13 protein-coding genes and 1 other annotated feature are annotated in these 14,598 nt (G+C 46.4%); of the genes, 6 read left to right on the top strand and 7 right to left on the bottom strand.

The window, feature by feature from the left end; genetic code table 11:
* Window positions 1–191 precede the first annotated feature (191 nt).
* Both AC1DUA_RS14900 and corA read left to right on the top strand, forming a co-directional pair.
* A complete protein-coding gene (locus tag AC1DUA_RS14900; protein ID WP_477500516.1) occupies window positions 192–419 on the top strand; it encodes a hypothetical protein in 228 nt (75 codons plus the stop codon).
* A gap of 302 nt (window positions 420–721) precedes the next feature.
* Window positions 722–1,657: a magnesium/cobalt transporter CorA gene (gene corA / locus AC1DUA_RS14905; protein WP_477500517.1), complete on the top strand. Its 936-nt coding sequence runs from the start codon at window positions 722–724 to the stop codon at window positions 1,655–1,657.
* 57 nt (window positions 1,658–1,714) lie between these two features.
* On the opposite strand, the gene tyrS is transcribed toward corA, so the two are convergent.
* On the bottom strand, window positions 1,715–2,971 hold the full coding sequence (tyrS, locus tag AC1DUA_RS14910; RefSeq protein WP_477500518.1) for a tyrosine--tRNA ligase: 1,257 nt from the start codon (window positions 2,969–2,971) through the stop codon (window positions 1,715–1,717).
* 70 nt (window positions 2,972–3,041) lie between these two features.
* Window positions 3,042–3,313: a binding site (T-box leader), on the bottom strand.
* 52 nt (window positions 3,314–3,365) lie between these two features.
* A complete protein-coding gene (locus tag AC1DUA_RS14915; RefSeq protein WP_477500519.1) occupies window positions 3,366–4,379 on the bottom strand; it encodes an HRDC domain-containing protein in 1,014 nt (337 codons plus the stop codon).
* 197 nt (window positions 4,380–4,576) lie between these two features.
* Between AC1DUA_RS14915 and AC1DUA_RS14920 the strand changes: the two genes are divergently transcribed.
* Window positions 4,577–4,870: a DUF3055 domain-containing protein gene (locus tag AC1DUA_RS14920; protein WP_477500520.1), complete on the top strand. Its 294-nt coding sequence runs from the start codon at window positions 4,577–4,579 to the stop codon at window positions 4,868–4,870.
* 58 nt (window positions 4,871–4,928) lie between these two features.
* Entirely contained in the window at window positions 4,929–5,237 is a 309-nt protein-coding gene (locus tag AC1DUA_RS14925; protein ID WP_477500521.1) for a hypothetical protein, read from the top strand.
* A 62-nt stretch (window positions 5,238–5,299) separates the two neighbouring features.
* Here the strand turns inward: AC1DUA_RS14925 and AC1DUA_RS14930 are convergent, their stop codons facing one another.
* Entirely contained in the window at window positions 5,300–6,784 is a 1,485-nt protein-coding gene (locus AC1DUA_RS14930) for a tagaturonate epimerase family protein (RefSeq protein WP_477500522.1), read from the bottom strand.
* Window positions 6,785–6,960: 176 nt separating this feature from the next.
* On the opposite strand from AC1DUA_RS14930, the gene AC1DUA_RS14935 reads away from it, so the two are divergent.
* Both AC1DUA_RS14935 and AC1DUA_RS14940 read left to right on the top strand, forming a co-directional pair.
* Entirely contained in the window at window positions 6,961–7,584 is a 624-nt protein-coding gene (locus tag AC1DUA_RS14935; protein WP_477500523.1) for an AraC family ligand binding domain-containing protein, read from the top strand.
* A 21-nt stretch (window positions 7,585–7,605) separates the two neighbouring features.
* On the top strand, window positions 7,606–8,580 hold the full coding sequence (locus AC1DUA_RS14940; RefSeq protein ID WP_477500524.1) for an aldo/keto reductase family protein: 975 nt from the start codon (window positions 7,606–7,608) through the stop codon (window positions 8,578–8,580).
* A 378-nt stretch (window positions 8,581–8,958) separates the two neighbouring features.
* Here AC1DUA_RS14940 and AC1DUA_RS14945 read toward each other — a convergent pair whose 3' ends face one another.
* From AC1DUA_RS14945 to AC1DUA_RS14960, 4 genes are all read right to left on the bottom strand, one after another.
* Window positions 8,959–9,837 carry a 5'-3' exonuclease gene (locus AC1DUA_RS14945; RefSeq protein WP_477500525.1) on the bottom strand — a complete coding sequence of 293 codons (879 nt, stop codon included), beginning with the start codon at window positions 9,835–9,837 and terminating at the stop codon, window positions 8,959–8,961.
* A gap of 122 nt (window positions 9,838–9,959) precedes the next feature.
* Window positions 9,960–10,502 (bottom strand): NADPH-dependent FMN reductase, encoded by a 543-nt coding sequence (gene ssuE, locus AC1DUA_RS14950; protein ID WP_477500526.1) that lies wholly within the window; start codon window positions 10,500–10,502, stop codon window positions 9,960–9,962.
* A 158-nt stretch (window positions 10,503–10,660) separates the two neighbouring features.
* Window positions 10,661–13,909, bottom strand: a complete 3,249-nt coding sequence (locus AC1DUA_RS14955; protein ID WP_477500527.1) for a glycosyltransferase family 39 protein — start codon at window positions 13,907–13,909, stop codon at window positions 10,661–10,663.
* An 83-nt stretch (window positions 13,910–13,992) separates the two neighbouring features.
* Entirely contained in the window at window positions 13,993–14,220 is a 228-nt protein-coding gene (locus AC1DUA_RS14960; RefSeq protein ID WP_127457765.1) for a DUF7667 family protein, read from the bottom strand.
* Between the last annotated feature and the right edge of the window lie 378 nt (window positions 14,221–14,598).

The raw sequence follows: 14,598 nt of genomic DNA on the forward strand, positions 1-14,598 counted from the left end.
CTATAAAATAAGGTAAAGTCAAGACATTAACCGATCCTGACAACTYCCAAAAATAAAGAAATTGCATAAGGCTGTCCAACTATGATATTATTGATACGAAATGTATCGTTAATTGGTGTTTAAATAACTCGAAACAGGGTTAAATAAATATCAAACTGATTACATTATCTAACCAACAAAGGGGGTCTATTATGTCCGCACCAACTTCGGATAACTTCTCTGCTTTCGCTTCATTGAATCGATATTTCGCTTTAATTGAAACATCGAAGCCAACTATGCAACAAGCTGAGGATGCCGCAGCCTTATTATGTCGAATCTACGGTGCAAAGAATGAGGAAGAACTACTGCTCCGAGGTAGTTCTGAATTGATTGACATTTATACAGAAATGAAAGCGAAGATCTTGAAAGCCGCCATGTAACTCATGGCGCTTTTTTTTTTGACACCGAACAAGCCCTTATTCCATAAAGTATCTAAAGCGTATCCCTACTTGTTTCGCCAAACTTTTTGGCTTGAAACGGGGTATATGAAGGGTTATACTAGACAAGTATTATTCGACACGGACGCAAAAGGGGGGCATACGTTTGGACGGGGAACCGAGGAGTAGCACCTGCAAGTTTAGTAAATTTTATAGTGTAGGAATGCAGTCGGTTATACCATCATTCGTAGTCTCGCACACATGATGAACGTAACCGGCTGATTCCATGCAAAGGGGTGGATCAGATGAAAACACGGTGGGTTCAGAATGGCATTTTCACATTGGTCGAAGACGTGTCTGTCGCACTAACACCTCCAGAAAAAGGCTTTTATTGGATTGATGCAGGGATCGAGGATTTAGAACTTCTTCAGCCTTTATTCCATCTACATGATTTGGCCGTGGAGGACTGCTTGAGCGAAGAGGAACAGCGTCCTAAAATTGAGTTTTATGATTCGCATTATTTTATCGTTATTAATAGCATTCGTTTCGATGATGAAGAGATTTTCCTACGCGGACTTAATTTATTTCTTAGCAAGCATGTCATTATTACCGTTACTAGACAAAAAATCAATGAACTTCGCGCTTTAAAGCCCTTTCTCTGGGAAGAGGAGGTCAACAGCGCCGATCGTTTCCTATACCATCTAGTCGATCTTGTCGTCGATAATTACGTTGCGGTTGGTGACCGTATCGAGGCCAAGATTGAAAAGCTGGAAGAAGATATTTTGGTAGCAACCAAAAAATCGCATTTGAATGAGATCATCGGACTTCGTTCAGAAATTCTCTGGCTCAAAAAAGTGCTCGTTCCGCAGCGCGATGTCATCGGTACGCTCGGCAAGAAGGAGCTCAGGCTGATCGACCACCAGCTGCAGAAATATTTTGGCGACATTTATGAGAACGCCGTGAAAATTGTGGATACGTTCGATACGCTCCGCGATCTCATGGGGAACTTACGAGAAGCTTATCAGTCCAGCCTGGCTAACCGCGCGAATGATATCATGCGTGTTTTTACCGCACTGACAACCATTTTCATGCCGCTGACGTTCATTACAGGTGTGTTCGGAATGAACTTTGACAACATTCTAGGGCTCCATGTCGCTCACGGTGACGAATTCGTCTTAGCGTTCATGGGTGTGCTAGGCATTGCGATGTATATCTTATTCCGCAAAAAAGAATGGCTTTAATAGGAGGAAGGGCTTCTTGAAGCAGCTGACACGGCTGATCAGGAAGCCCTTTTTGGGCTAGCCCCGTTTGATTTTCACGAATTTACGTTTTCCTACCTGAATAATATCGCCGTCCTGCGGGTGGAGTGCTTGATAGATATCCGTAATCTTCGTTTCATTGATTTTCACCGCGCCTTGCTCAACACTGCGTCTTGCCTCACCGTTGGATGCTTGCAGCCCCATAGAAACAAGCAGCTTAATAATAGAGATTTGACCCGCTTCCAGCAGATCTTCGTCTATCTGCATTTCTTCAATATCGTCCGGTAGTGCCCGCTTCTGAAAGACCGTAATAAAGTGCTGCTCAGCCTCTTGAGCTGCTTCCGCACCATGATACATTCGCACATATTCCTTCGCAAGCTTCATCTTGGCATCCCTTGGATGGATGGAACCAGCCTCCAGTCCCTCTCTCAGCTCCTGAAGAGCCTCACCTGAGATTGCAGTCGTTAACTCATAATATTTCAACATAAGCGAATCTGGAATTGACATCGTTTTGCCGAAAATTTCATTCGGAGCCTCATCGATACCGATGTAATTTTTCAAGCTTTTGCTCATCTTCTGCGTGCCATCCAGCCCTTCGAGCAACGGCATCAGAATAGCCACTTGCCCGTCTTTCATGTCATAAGCACCTTGCAGCGTACGTCCCATCAAAATATTAAATGTCTGATCCGTGCCCCCAAGCTCAATATCGGTCTCAAGTGAAACCGAATCGTAGCCCTGCATTAACGGGTAGAAAAATTCATGCACATGAATCGGCTGGTTCGCCGCGTATCTTTTGGCGAAATCGTCCCGCTCCAGCATCCTCGCGACCGTTACTTTACCCGCCAGCTTCAGCACATCATCGAATTTCAGTTCACCTAGCCAACTAGAATTGTAGTAAAAAGTCGTTTTGCTGAAATCCAGGATTTTGTACAGCTGTTTCTGATATGTCTGAGCATTATGCTGAACATCCTCTTCTGTCAGCTGCTTGCGTGTTTCCGATTTCCCCGTTGGATCGCCGATCCGACCCGTGAAGTCTCCGATGATCAGCTGAACTTCATGGCCTAGTTCTTGAAATTGGCGAAGTTTTTGCAAAACAACGGTGTGCCCAATGTGAATATCCGGTGCGGACGGATCTAGGCCCAGCTTCACTTTCAACGGTTTTCCTATCACGATTGCCTGGGCAATCTTCTGTTTCAGGGCATCTTCCGGTATGATCTCTGCCACACCTCGTTTAATAAGTTGCAGCTGACGCTGAACTTCCTGCTTCTGTGTATCGGTTAACTCTATTCCGGTCATTCTACTATCCCTCCTTAATCGCTATAAAAAAACAGTTCGAGAAAAAACAAAAAGACAACCAAATCGTCCACAAAGGGACGAGACGGTTGTCTCGCGGTACCACCCTAATTAAAGCGAAGGTTCTGCAACTCTCATTCGCAGCCTTCTCTTTCACTTAGTCATTGTAACGGCATAGTATGCCGGGTATAAGCTACTGATGCTCCCTTGGGAGCATGTTCCCTCAACCAACTCAGAACGGTAATTCGGAGCCATACTTGCATCGGTTTGCACCTTCCACCGACTCTCTGCAGCAGCGGCATTGCTCCTACTAAGGGCATAGCCCCAGTTCGTCATCGCTTTGATTGCTATTAAGATTATTGATCATTTAATCATATCTGCCTAAGCGCTGTCAATACTAGCTTGCAGCTTGAGCACTCATGCTTTCCTTCTCCTTGCGGAAGCGTAATCGCAGCAATCGAAGCCATTCATAAGCGCGGTCGAGTTCTTTGCCTTTCAGCTCCTCCGTGCCGCCCATCCGCTGAAGAACCGGTTTCAAATAGCGGTCGCCTTCAGATTCGAAAGCGTTCCACGCTTTGATCTGTTCCTCTTCCGGGACCGAAGTCAGCTCTGCTTCCACCAGCAGATCCATATCGTAACCCTCCCGATCCAACTCCTCTACCCACAGCAGGAGCTCTCTACGCGGCATCGTCAAATCAGCTTGAAGATCAGCTAGGCTGCCTCCGCGAGCAGCAATCTCCAGCAGCTTGCGTTTACTGACTTCACGGTCCAGCTCCATGCGCAGCTTCTGTTCCTTCTGAGCGAGGAGCCACGACTCGAACTTGACGATATCGACGCTCTTGGCAACCCAATCTAAAGGAAAGTTATTCGTACGCRTGTACTCTGCGGTTAGCTTTAGTATATCCCCAGCATACATATTGGTCTTCTGCTCACCAAAACCAGGGATTTGCTGCAGCTCCTCCTTGCTTTGAGGCAAGAAAACAGAAATCATGCGCAGCACCCGATTCGTAGCGAGAATATACGGCGCTTTGCCTTCGCGCGCGGCTTGTTCACGTCTCCACGCACGAAGAGGTTCATACACTTCTTCGCTTGGATGTTCTTCGCAGTAATAGGTCAGCATCTGTGTCATCCTCGCTTTGCCAGACAACGTCTGGGCCGATTCCAGATCCGAGCTCACAATAGGACGGAAACCGCAGCGAAACTTCTCTCGCAAGCCATGACGAAAGATGCTTAGCATCTCGTCCCAGCTCATTCCCTGATACCACTGAGCTTGCTGCTGCTTGCCTGCACTGTCGGGTTCATTCCAGAACACATTCCACACGCCCTGCTCCTCAGCAATCGACACCTGCGCCGATATAACTTGATGATCCCCCGTTTCTTTCTCCAATGTGTTTAAAAAAACAATGTTCATACTTACCTCCTCCAAACGTTCGCGAAAAATAGGGTAAGAAAAACGAAAAAGCACCTCTTCAGCTAGGCTGAAAAGGTGCTTCCCTTTTTCTAATATCCAAATCATACCATGTTTGTAAGATAGGCGCAACCTATGTTTTGATGACAAGCCTATTTCGGTTATAATGAAAGACATACCAGAATGAAAAGAGGGCCCTTATGTCTGATTATGACTTTTTATACGACCATCAAGAAGAAACGACAACGCGTTTTGTATGCTTCGTCGGCAATGCGCTGCACCGTTTTGACCTTGCGATAATGACTACAACCCGCTATTTTGGCAAAAAGCTTGTGATTGATTTGCAATCAGGACGCAGTGCGGTAATTGGTCCCGATGATCTTGCTGAAGAGGGATACCTAGAGTACGTGTTCAAGCTCAATGRGGAACAAGCATTGGAACTCAATGAATTTTTACAGCAAATTATCGGTTCCATTCATTTCACGGATATTTAATGGATCAGCGGGGGACACTGGAAAAAGCAAACGCAACCCAGATGAGGAGGCATTTTCCATGAGTGTCGAAGAAACCGCGAAAGACAAGCATACCGAAACAAAGGGCTTCATACCTGAAGAGCGAGATGTATACGCCGATTTGGAGACGGTCGAGTCTCAGCGAAATGATCTGATACCTGAGGAATTTCCCGAAGGCCCTTATGGCACAAGCCTAAACACGGAATCGCTGGGAAAAAGCAGCCCTTGGCGGAAGGATCAACGCCCTCCGAACAGATTTTCCTATGAAAATCATGAGCTGCATGAAGGCATCAAGCGGGATTATCCTGGTGCAGATGATGACCGTAATGAACCTTTGAATCAAGAATAGGATTTGAAAAAGAGGCAATCTATAAGCAGTTAATCTGCTTGTAGATTGCCTCTTTTGTGTTTTTATTTACCCAGCAGCTCCAAATGTCTGCCAATATGATGACGCAAACCTTCAGCGAATACGTCTTCCTGTTCTGCCATCGTGCGGAAGAACTCGTCAGCAAACGGCTTGCTGCCATCTGCATTTTTGGCTTGCAGCAGCAAGCCGTATGTGATGTGCAGCAATTGGCGGGCGTTGTTCTCTTCCATGTAGTTTGGCAGATCTGCATCCGCAACTTCAGCAAGTGGAACGATGGCATTGATATCCGTTGTCACGTGATAATAAGCTGTCGCTTCTGTAAAATGATCCAAAGCGAATTGATGCATGCGGCGATACAGGGGAGGGTTCACTTTTGCTACTACACGTACCGCTTCAAGCCAATTTGTACCCGCTGTTTTGATGTGGAACAAACCGTTGGTGTATTGTCCGATCAGTGGGAACACACTGAATTTGTCACTACCGGAGTGAATGCTCAGCTTGTATTCAAAATGCACAGCAATCGCCGCATGGCTCGCCAGTTCACGCTCAAATTGCGCGATATCGCCGATGTAGTCAATACCTTTCTGGAATTCCCCACAGAAACGCGGCGCCATGCTGAAAATAGTAACCCCGCGATCACGAAGCTCGTTCGCTACCAAATAGTGAGCTTCTGGCGATGTAGGTGTAGCCGTTTCATCAATCGAAATTTCAAAATCAACAGCACGATCCAGCGTCGCGATATATTTGCGGTAAATGGCTTCCATGAAATTAATCGCTGCGTCGTAGATCAGAACATCCTTTTGGAGCGCTTCGCGCGTGTAGTTAAGTGCTGCACCTGGAACATTAGCAGGTGTCTCCAAGTAACGTTTCTCGTAGTGCTCACGCAAGCTTGCAGGCAACTTCTCATACTTCGCTGCTACTTCCTCTGCGGATAACGTTTCGATCGTATTATCAATATTTTCAGAGCAATCCAGCGTCAACATGGTAAAGCCAAGACGCAGTGCGTACTCAATGTCTTCTTCCTTTTTCAAATGGTCGCCATCTGCGCCATACCCATCTTTGTAGCCTTCTTGGAATACGGCATAAGCGGCTGCATCCAAAACATCTTCATACGTTCTGCCTGTAAGCGCAAGCTCACGAATACTTTGCTGTGCCAACACCGGACGAATATCTCTGCCGCGAATCGTTTGAATATGTCCAGGGCTTGCAATACCGAGTCGATCACCCAGACCCATCGTAGCTACTTGCGTGCCAAAGGCTTGCGGGGCTGTATAAGGCAAAAATTGATTTAGCGTCAAACGATTCTCGTGCGTTAAGGGAGCAATTTTCGCACCATCAACAACTTCTCCGTTTAATTGATTGAACAAATCACTCTCACCAACCGCGAGCAGCTGCTTTCCAGCCTCCGTACGTACCATAACTAGCGAAGTATTTCCAATTTGTGTAAAAGATGCCGCATATACTTTAACGCCTGGTGCTGATAGCATCGATGTATTTCCTGATTTGATTGCGTCGATAAGCTCTTTCATTCTTGTGTTCCTCCCTTATTTTGCAAACGTTTGCTATTTTCTTATAGCTTAATCATATCGCAAGTTAGGAGCGTTTTCTCTTCATCTATTCCTATTTTCAAGGAAAACTATTCATATTTTTCACTGGGACTGTGATATACTTCCCTTACAACAACTCGAACGTAAGGAGTACTCTCATGCCCAGTACCGTCACCTTCGGCAATGAAGATGAAGGCCCATTTTATATTCAACATATTCATCGTATTGGATCGTTCGAGAGAACTCAGCACATGCATGATATGTATGAGCTCTATTATTTGTATGAAGGTGAACGCATGTATTTCATTCGGGACCGCTCATATCTCATTCTTCCGGGAGACTTGGTGCTCATTAATCGGCGTGAACTTCACGCCACTTCCGACTCCGATAAGCTTGGGCATGCGCGTGTTGTGATGAATTTCAGCGACAACTTCCTCGAGAGTATGAAAGCCGATGCTCCTTTCCTGCTCGATGCCTTCACGCATGCTGCGCCTGTGCTCAGGCTCGATCTCCCGACCCGGCGATTTGTCGAAGATATACTTGGCAAAATGATCCATGAAGCGAAAGAACCCCAGCTCGGACAAACCTTCGCTCTGCGTCATTTTCTGACCGAGTTGCTGCTGTTCACTGCCCGTTTTGTTCGCCTGCACCCTGTCACGTCACCTGAGCATGTCTCTCCTCTGCATAGGAAGATATCAACGATCGTGCGTTACATTAATACGCATTTTGCTGAGCCTTTGCGATTAGAAGCCTCTTATAATGGCAGTAAAGCAGTAGAATGAGAGAGCGAGAGGATGAGTACGATGAAATATAGAAACGTTGGCAATAGTGGTTTAAAAGTGAGTGAAATTGCGCTCGGAAGTTGGCTTACCTACGGTACAGCCGCTGAGCAAAAAGCAGCCGATGCTTGTATTGAAAAAGCTTTTGAGAGCGGTATCAACTTTTTTGATACAGCCAATGCCTACAATCGAGGAGAAGGTGAGAAAGCGATGGGGGCGGCTCTTAAGCCATATCAGCGCTCATCTTATGTTCTTTCGACGAAAGTTTTCTTCCCGATGGGCGAAGGCCCTAACGATCGTGGACTTTCGCGCAAACATATTTTTGAGCAGTGTGAAGCTAGCTTAAAACGCCTAGGCGTCGACTATATCGACTTGTATTTCTGCCACCGTTATGATGCGCAAACACCACTGGAAGAAACACTACGCGCCTTAGATGACCTGACGGCGCAAGGTAAGATTTTATACTCCGCTGTCAGCGAATGGACAGGTGCACAAATTACCGAAGCAGCAGGCATTGCTGAACGTTTGAACTTGCGCCCGCTGATCTCGAATCAGCCGATCTACAATATGTTCGAGCGCTATATCGAACGGGAAGTGCTGCCTGTATCGGCGAAAAAAGGATTAGGACAAGTGGTATTCTCCCCCCTTGCTCAAGGCATTCTTACCGGCAAATACAAGCCGGGTGCACCGCTACCAACAGATAGCCGGGCAGCCAACAATTCCGTCAACAGCATCATCACGAGCTATTTGAACGAGCAAGTGCTCTTTGTTGTGCAGGAGTTAGAGCAAGTAGCCCGCAAACAAGATATTTCCCTGGCTCAGCTAGCGTTAGCTTGGGTGCTCCGTCAACCGGGAGTCAGCACGGCTCTCATCGGGGCGACGAAGCCTGAACAGATCGAAGAGAATGTGAAAGCCGTCGACATTCAACTTGCATCTGAGACGTTGGAGCAAATTGATGAGATCCTGAAGCAAGTTGCTCATTTTTCTCCAAAACGATAAGGAACATCGGCCGTTATTGCGTTAAAATTTGAGTAGGCCCTTGCAATTGTGCAAGGGCCTACTTGTTCAACTGCTCGAGGTGACCGAGGCGCAGTGGATTGGCCTTGCGGAGATGACACGCAAGGGGAAATCGTAGCGGACATTTTCTAATTTGAATTTGATGCAAAAGTGCAGCAAATTTCCGTATTATCGATGGTTTCGGAGATAATCATGCATTTTGTGCAGTTAATCTCAGCGATTCCATCGAAAATGTGATAGTGTCGCTATATTTGATGTACTTTTTACATCATTCTGTACCTACAGCTGGTTCAGATGCGAATTTACTGCACTTTTTACATCATGTACGACCATCAAGTGTTCGTTGAAATTCCCTATATCTTAACCGATTAGCTTAATTAAGCCTTTGTACGCAATCTCCTCGAACTTCGCGATCACTTTCTCCCGCTCCATCGCCCAACCGCAATCCTCAAGCGCACAAGCAACAGGCACATCCAGACGAATCGTTGCCAGATCACGCGACAAATGCAGCATCTCGAGCTCCGCTTCGATTTTGGCTCGAACACCTTTTGGCAGCGCCGCCAGATTTTCCAAAATGCCCCCGATATCCTGATATTCGTTTAGCAGTTTGGTCGCTGTTTTCTCGCCGATGCCTTTGACGCCCGGATAGTTATCCGCCGTATCGCCAGTTAGACCCTTCAGATCAATAATCTGCGCAGGCGTGAGACTTTTCTCTTCCATCAACGTTTCAAGCGTATAAACCATGTAGTTGGAATGCCCTTTTTTCATAATAATGACTTCCGTGTTCTCATTCACAAGCTGGAGCATATCATGATCACCGGTTAAAATTTGAACCTTCGTCAGCGGGCTGTATGTACGGGCCAGTGTTCCGATGCAATCGTCAGCTTCGTAACCGACAACCCCGATATTCGGGATGTTAAAGCTGGCAGTAACTTCTTTCACCAAATCGAACTGTGGAATTAACTCCTCCGGGGCAGGTCCGCGATTCGCTTTGTACGCTTCAAATTTCTCTGTACGGAACGTTTTGCTCCCCATATCCCAGCAGCATACCACGTGGGAAGGCTTGAAGGTTTGAATCGCATCAAGTAAATATTTCAGAAAACCGTATACGCCATTAATCGGCACGCCAGTCTCTGTTCTCATAATGTAACCGCTCGATGAAGTCGCGTAAAAACCGCGAAATAATAAGGCCATGCCGTCAACAAGCAGCACGGAACCAGATGAATTCTCTGACAACATAATCGCTCCTATCCAAATAAATATATGTACAGTATAGCACGGGAKCGTTCTCACCGGCACAAAAAACCACCATCAGTAAAAGTTACCAATGGCGGTTAGAGCTTTAAGTTATCTATTTAAATTTATCGACTGGTATGCCAGTTAATTTCTTGGATAAACTGCGTTACGGACTCGTGCAACCGCGTGGAGATTTCATCATCTAGAATGGCTTGTCCCTGATCGCCCCAAGTTACCTGTTTGTCGAGCACATATACGCCTTGCAAAATATTTTGTGCGCCCAATGCGGACAGCACCGGTTTAAGCGCGTAATCGATAGCAAGCAAGTGTGAAATCGTACCTCCAACAGCTAAAGGGAGCACAATTTTACGTTCCAGCCCCTTTTGCGGGAGCAGGTCAAGGAATGCTTTTAGCACACCGGTATAGGAGGCTTTGTAGATCGGCGTAGCTACGAAAACAGCATCCGCTGAAGCAACAAGCGCGTTCGCATTCACAATGGCTTCACTGTCAAACTTGGCATACAGCAAGTCTTCTGCAGGTATATCGCGTACTTTGATCCAGTCTACGGTAAGACCCGCTTGCACCAATTCGTTCTTCGCTACTTCAATAACCCCGTGTAATCGGGATGTGGGGGTCGGACTTCCTGAGATAATAACTACTTTTGCCATTTCATTCACACTCCATTATGGTTTTTGATGAACAAAGAGACCCCGTTTCCATTGTTCGATACAAGGTCGGAGTCTCCGCTGTTAGGTCGACATTTAATTCATAGTAATTTACTTGGAATTATCTTACCATCGCATGTCAGGAACGTCAACCACTTTCCTTAAAAGAAATTCCAACCCGGCAGCCACCGGAGGAAGAAGGAATACGTTGATGGAATCATCATCCCTGAAAGAATCGGATAGAACAGTGCAAACAGTACAAACACGCCTAATAAATAGCCGTAAACCCACCTTCTTTTATGAAGCGGACCTTCTTCCAAATAATCTTTGATATAGTAGGTCAAGATGAGCACCAGGAACGGCACCATGGCAAAATAGTGATAAATAAACGTCAGTCTCGGCACTAGCATCCATGGTAAGTACTGGGAGCAATAAGCGATTAGCAGCATGCGCAGCAGCTTATCTTTCCTCTTCACAGCCACATAGAATGAGCAGATGACAGCTATAAAACCAGGCCACCAAACAAGCGGATTCCCGAACGAGACAATGCTCGACAGCATGCCTTGCGGCATAAACTTAGCTTGATAATACCAGATTGGACGCAGCATCATCGGCCACTCCCACCAAGGAGAAGAGAACGGATGCGTCGCTACCAAATCCTTATGATACTTGTACATGTGCACCTGATAAGTAACAACATCCTTCAAATGATGCCCAGGTCCCGGAACCATCATGAAAGGAATATACGATAGCGTATAAATGCCTAACGGGATGATGACAAACATGAGTACACACCACAGGAGAGTTAGGATCGTATTTTTTGCAAATAACTTCTGCACAAGCAATAATCGGCTGYGCTCCGGATCTGACAGAGACGGCTTCGTAACTTCCTCGGCCTCATTCGGGAATGAGATGTGCTGCTCTGCATCATCCGTCTCCGACTGAACCTGAGGCGGCGCTTTGTGAGCATCCTCCTGCAGCAAGCGTCGTGCGAAGCGATATTCGCTATAACGCTCTAATAAAGATAAGAGCAGCAGCAGCGCAAGGCCTGCACCGCCATAGATTACGATCCATTTGGAGGCAGCGCCTATTCCGAAAAAGAGCCCGGACAGCCCTAGTGGGACCAATGTGGCCCAGAGCTTTTCACGATAGAAGCTTAGCGTCGTATAGCGGTACATGAAATAAAACATCAGCATGATAAAAAATACGCCGTAAACATCGATGGTCGCAATGCGTGTCTGCGCAAAGTGCATAAAGTCAAACGTTAAGAGGAATGCCGCGATAAACGCATATTCCGAACGGCCAAACATCCGCTTCGCGAACACATAGATGACGGGAATCATACCCACTCCAAACAACGTTCCAATAATTCGCCATCCAAATGGATTGAGTCCGAATATGTATATGCCAATCGCCATGAGCACTTTCCCTAGCGGCGGATGTGTGCTCTCATAAGGTTCTATTTTGTGAAGATGCTCATAGGCCGTCCTTGCGTGATAAATCTCATCAAAATAAGTCCCGTTCATGTAAGTAGGCGTGTATGGTACTACGCTGGATTCATCGAATAAATTCGCTGTTTTTCCTTCGTCCGCCGGGTTTACATCTAGTTCCTTGACATCAGCAATCGGTAAAATGGTCGAACTGCCATCCCCGAAAATCCCGATTTCATGCAGATGCAGCGGTGCGCTTTCCTGCCCGTCAATCACCAGTTTAACGTAACGCGCATCTTTCATCGGCTCTACTGCGTTCCATGTGAAAACTTTGGTATGATCGGATTTAACAGCGATCTGATCTTGCCACTGCTGGCCATCTTGTGAAAACCAGAAAGTATACGATCCTTCCCCAACACCAGCAAAAGTGTTAATTCTTGTAATGTTGTGGGAACTGCCGAGATCTGCGATGACGCTTTCCCCCGAAGTTGTCGGCTTCCAAAAAGTAGTTGGCGCTTTGTGTCCACCCAGATGGAATAAGGCGATGATGGTATAAACGACTACCAGTAATCCTAAGTACAACGCATCCTTTTTAGTGAAAAAGCGTCCCTTCGAGCTTCGTTCAATACCATCCGGACTCTCTTTGAAAATGGCATTCCAACGCTCAGTCCACTTGTCCGCGGTTGGGACTTTTGGAATCGGAACGGGGTCATCCTGATTTCTGTATTCTTGTTGTGATTGCACGAAAAGCCTCCATCCCAAAATACATGCATAAATAAATAGTATAACATTGATGGCAGATACAGCCAGCATCAAAGGATCATAACGCGGAATGTGATAGTCTTGATGAAAACTTCGCAACAGCACGTCCGCGATATTGATGAAATGAGTCAAGCTAAATCCAATAAACAGGCCAAGAATACGGCGATCCTTGATATAAATAAAACTCGTAAGGGCTAGCAGGAGTCCGTAGTGCAAGTAGCGCTCATGCATTTTGGTCATACACATAAAAACAGCCGTTATAAACAAAAATGCTACATATAAAACAGCACCCTTTTGACCATTGCTACGGATATATAAATAGCAGGTGTACAGAATTGAAAGAACCATGAGCACTATACCCAATTTTTCGTAGGAAAGATGCAGGAAGCTCGTTTTTATATCGATAAAGTTGCCACCTAAAAGCGTCATGAGATTAAACGCATTCAGGGAAGCGTAAGGATAGGAGGCAAGAGTGCCAGAGTATAGCCCGATCAACCACCCATAACCTCTTCCAAGAGCGAAAGGAAGTGCAACTACCGCTATCGTCGTCATGCCACTGAGTACACTCAGCAGGAATACCATCAGATTGCGCTTGCGTATAACATCAATGAGCAGAAAAATGCCAAAAAGAAGCGCCTGCGGCTTGAGTAATAAAGCTAAAGCGATAAACACGGAAGCTTGAGGCAGTTTCCCACGCTGCTGCAGCAGAAATGTCGCCACAATAAACAGCATAAAAAACGAATCCACCTGCCCCCAAATGGCAGAGTTCGCCCAAATCGCAGGATCAAAAGCAAACAGTGCAGCTATCCCGATAGCTTGCAGCCATGTTCGAGCTCCGTCTTTCCAACTTGAAGCAAGACGAAACAACAAATAAACAGTTACGATATCAGCCAGAATAGCAGGGGATTTCAGCAGTAATAAAGATTGACTGCTCTCCCATGGAATAGATAGCTTGTGGTGCAGCATACCCACAATATAGAGGACATACATATATCCTGGCGGATAATCGAGGAAGTAGTCCTTGGCGTTGTTATACATGCCGGACAATCCAACCGTATAGGCACGGTCTGACCAAGCCAGGAAGGTTCGGACATCCGTATCGTAGCCCATCCAAATCGGTGCAAGATATAGTCTTATGACTAGCGCTGTCAGTAGCAGTAAACCCAGAAGTAAGAATTTATAGGGCGCTTCGCCCACTTGCTTGAACCAGCTTACCATGAGGCATCTCCTTAAAAATAGACTACTACCATTATACCCGTCCACTCTCTAGCAGAAAAGGAAAAAAGCACCGACCCTTTTGGTCAGTGCTTAGGTTCAATCTTTTCTATGCGCTCACAAATATCATGGAGCCAATCATAATCTCCTGTAAGCGAGGCGCAAAGCGATAAATTTTCTAGTTTTAATCGGTTCCATACATATGTCGCGTTAGCTTCCATGCACAGCATTAACTCATCCTGCTCTGCTCGCGTTAACTCCCGCGCTCTGCGTAATGTCCATAACTCCGCCATGCGTTGATGAACGGCCAACATGGTTCCATGACCCTCCTGCTCGATAAGGTGCTAACATTATGCAGTATGGACAAAGTTGGGAGCGCTGAAACAAGCGGGCTCTTATAAAAATACCTGGACACGGCTAAGTGTCCAGGTGTGCGAGGTGGGGTGGCCGTGTTGACACGGCCACCGAATGCGTATATCGAATTACACCAATTCGTATATCGGAAACCCACCACTCCTCACCTCGCGTTTCGCCACTTCGCACATCGTCCCCGCCACCTCACACCGCATTCCATCACTTCGTACATCGACCCCACTACCTCACAACGCGTTCCATCACTTCGTACATCGCCCCCACCACCTCACACCACTTTCCATCACTTCGTACATCGACCCCACCATCTCACAACGCGT

The sequence above is a fragment of the Paenibacillus sp. 01T422 genome (assembly GCF_056398785.1).